Source organism: Crocosphaera watsonii WH 8501 (assembly GCF_000167195.1).
In the GTDB taxonomy this organism is placed as follows: domain Bacteria; phylum Cyanobacteriota; class Cyanobacteriia; order Cyanobacteriales; family Microcystaceae; genus Crocosphaera; species Crocosphaera watsonii.
Genome location: NZ_AADV02000271.1, coordinates 1 through 3,640, shown reverse-complemented (window position 1 = coordinate 3,640; position 3,640 = coordinate 1). Strand labels below are relative to the sequence as shown.

Annotated in this window: 3 protein-coding genes and 1 pseudogene; all 4 read right to left on the bottom strand. The window is 40.1% G+C overall.

Annotated features, from left to right (window positions below; translation table 11 throughout):
- Positions 1–72: 72 nt before the first annotated feature.
- A pseudogene (locus CWATDRAFT_RS40840) lies at positions 73–377 on the bottom strand (IS1634 family transposase); the annotation flags it as partial.
- A 301-nt stretch (positions 378–678) separates the two neighbouring features.
- Positions 679–2,124 carry an IS66-like element ISCwa4 family transposase gene (locus tag CWATDRAFT_RS30540; protein WP_081451044.1) on the bottom strand — a complete coding sequence of 482 codons (1,446 nt, stop codon included), beginning with the start codon at positions 2,122–2,124 and terminating at the stop codon, positions 679–681.
- 39 nt (positions 2,125–2,163) lie between these two features.
- Positions 2,164–2,805, bottom strand: coding sequence for a transposase (locus CWATDRAFT_RS30535; RefSeq protein ID WP_007308571.1), 642 nt, complete (start codon positions 2,803–2,805; stop codon positions 2,164–2,166).
- Between the two features lie 64 nt (positions 2,806–2,869).
- Complete coding sequence (locus CWATDRAFT_RS30530; protein WP_007303150.1) at positions 2,870–3,451, bottom strand: helix-turn-helix domain-containing protein; 582 nt, start codon at positions 3,449–3,451, stop codon at positions 2,870–2,872.
- Between the last annotated feature and the right edge of the window lie 189 nt (positions 3,452–3,640).

Sequence of the window (3,640 nt, the reverse complement as noted above, 5' to 3'; positions counted from 1 at the left end):
AAAAGAAAAAAAAAAAAAAGNNNGGGNGGNNCGACAGCTGAGCCGGNCCGTGCCTTAGTGAGGCACTGATATATCCAATCCTTCTACTGCTGTCACCAACTCTTTAATATTTGAAGACGTTAAAATACCTCTATCTGTCACCCGACACCACATTCTTAACCTCAAATCGTTTCCTAACTTTCTCTATTTGACTTTCTAATGTGCTAGTATCCGAGGATGTTTCCTTCAAAAACTTCTACAGCGATAGGACAACCATTGTGGTCACAAAGTAGTCCAAAGACTATTTGGGTTTTTCCCTTCTTCTTATCTCGATTATATCCATATTTTCCTAATTCACATCCGTTCCCTTCTAGGTAGGTTGAGGTGACATCATGTAACTGCTCACCGCAACAAAAAAGTCTTATTGAAAAGCACTACAAACAACATCAGTTGAGTCAACAAAAATATAAGCCCTGTGATTTAGCGTAAAATTTAAGCTAATTTATTACGGCTATTTTAATGACTAACATTCCCAGAATCAAGTCTTTTTAAAACCTCAAATAAAAACAACAATATGAGAAAAAAAAGAATAGTAAGATAGTTTTTTGTTAGCGGAGATTATCCGCTAATCCTGTGTATTTTTGTGCAGAGAGATAGGGCGATCAAGAAAAATCTATCCCCCATCGGCTCCGGAGCCTTTTACATCTCTAATCCTGGGGGACTCCGACCAGCTAATGAAAATAATTCGCATAATTGGACAATGGCATTTTGCCCCTGTAATCTCATGGTCTCTAAAAAACTGAACATTTGGGTGACTAACTCTGCACCCCAGTCGCTTCTTGCTCCCCCACTTACTTTGCGGTGAATGACAATGGGACGTAAAGCTCTCTCAGCATCATTATTATCTGGTTTGACTTCAGGATAAGTTAGAAAGGTGAACCACTCTTCCCAATGACGTTTGAGACGGTTAATCAATCTTTGTGCATCATAAGGCCATCCTTTTTTGGGAGTTGCTTTAAAAATCTTTTGCAGTGAGTTCTCGACTTCTGTTCTTTTGGAGCCTAAGTCTTCAAGGGTTAAATTTCGAGCATGATAATGACGATAATGGATACGGGCGGTTGCTAAAACTTGCTGTACATCGGCAGCAAATTCTCGATTCGCTTGAAAACGACTGGTTTTAAGGGACTCTAACTCTCGTTCTAAATGTGCCAGACATTTCTGTTTGTCCATCGCACTTTGTCTAAAGTAGGCACTATAGCAGTCACTGGTGAGGATGCCCTTAAAATCTGCTCCTAACAATTTCTCGACTTCTGCGGAGCTTCTAGTGGGAGCCAACATCAGCACACAGACCTCATTTGATGTGGCTACCCAAACCCAATACTTGATGCCATCGATGCAATAACTGGTTTCGTCAACACATCGGATTCCTGGCTGCTGGATGTACTTTAACCACTGTTGGGTCAAGGGTTCTAAACTTTCTTGAAACCATTTGTGCATTTTGGCAAGGCTCCCTTGAGAAATGGGAATGCCAAAGACATACTCTATAAAATGTTCCTGTTTACGCCATGTAAGATTACCCCCATAGCCAAGCCAGCCCACGATGCTACTTAATCGCGCCCCATAACTGAATCCTTCTTTAACTCCCAATGGAACAGGACTGTAATCTGACCATCCACAACTAGGAAATTTATAGAATCCGCGACGATATTCCCTGATTTCTATGGGTTGGTCTACTACTTCAGCCACTTGCTGGACTTTTTCGGGAACTACTTCATCTCGTTCCACTGAACCCCCACAAACAGGACAGTTTTCTAGTTCTAAAGGGACTATCTTATCGGGCTGACCAAAACCATTACGGGTCTTCCCTGGGTGGTCATATTTTGGTCCGCGTTTAAATCCTTTTTTGCGTTTCTTTTTGTCAGAAGGCTTTTTTAGTTGGTCTGATGATGGGGGGACTGAACTGTTTTTTGAGTTACGGTTTTTTAGCTTATCTCTCTCTTCTTTCAATTTTTCAATTTCTTGCTGTTGTGTAGAGATTTGTTGTTGTTGCTGGTCAATCAGTCTTTGTTGAAGAGATAACTGTTGTTGTGCCTTGACTAGCCACTCAATCATGAAGACATTGTTCGCCAACTGTTCATCGGCGATAGCTCTAACTAGTGCAGCTTAGCAAAAATAATCCACCAGTCACTTATGATCTTTAAAGCCCTTAAATTTCCAAACGAACGGCTTAGCAAAATGTTGATTAAAGTAATCAATAAAATTGAGAATTTTTTTGGATAGTTCTTCAGTTGAACGGACAGTAATTCTTTTGAGTAAACGCCTGACTAAGATCGAAAACCAACACTCAATTTGATTAAGCCACGATGTATGTTTGGGAATATAAACAAAGCGAATTCGATGAGATTCATCTGATAAAAAATCTGCTCTGCTGTCCATAGATTGCAAAATCCCCTCCTTTCCTTTTCTCCCCAAATCAATAGTAATTCCACAGCTTTCTGCTACTAATTTGACTAAGCTTTCCGATTTATGAGTGTTGAGTTGATCTACAATAAAAATCCATTCTGCTTTTTCATCAATCTTAATCGTTCTCTGGATATGTTCAGAAAAATCTTGTTCTGTTCTTGTCGGTCCAATAGAGGGACTAACAACTTTTCCTCTTGCCACATCCCAGTTCGCAATCAAGCTTAAAGTTCCGTGTCTTTCATATTCAAATTCGATTTTTTCTACTTGTTTAGGCTTGATTCTTTTGTTCGGAAATAATCTCTCAAGAGCTTGAATCCCTGTCATTTCATCTGTACTAATTAAATGAATTCCTTGTTCTAACAAAGTTTTAGCTTCTTGATGAAGTTCACAGATATATTTGACTTGCTTTTTAAATTTTAAGGGATCATCAATTTTGGCATTTAACCAGTAACGAACGAGATGTGGTTGTAATGTCGCTTCTTTTTAAAAAACGCCCCACACTACGGGGGGAAATCTTTTCGACAATTCCTCTTTTTATGGCTTCATCCGCCAACTCTGAAGGTGTCCAATGGCTCACTGGTCTGTCTGATTTTTCACATTCTTCACAAGCGATCGCTACAATCTGGACTACTTGTTCGACCGTAAAGGATTTTGTTGTTCCAGGTCTTGGGCGATCGCTTAAAATTCCTTTGATCAAGACCATTAATGCTTTCTCCGTTACCTGTTGTTCTTCGGCGGCACTCAGTTTTTCTCTCTCCTCAAACCATCGCGATCGCCACTGACGCACTTGTACTCGGTCTAATTCTAATCTTCGACTAATCGAACTATTGCTCTCTCCTGATGCTGCGGCTAAGATTAGCTTGGCTCGTCTAACAAGGCGATAGGGGTTTGTTGTCCCTCTCACTATTTGTTGGAGTACTGTTTTCTGTAGGTTGGAGAGGTTAATTGGCAATGCTTTTATCATGGACATCAACTTCGAGATTCTTCCGTTAGTTTCATTGAAACACATTGTCGTGGCTAGTCACGAAAGTTTCTGTAAAAATCTGGTGGATTACTTTCGCCAAGCTGCACTAGCTTTGAATCAATGGTAGCATTTGTGGTCATAACCCCCACTATACATAAAAATCCCCGATTTTACCTTTATGTTGTCAAGACAGATTCTTTATTGCGGTGAGCAATTACCTTTATCTTCAATGCC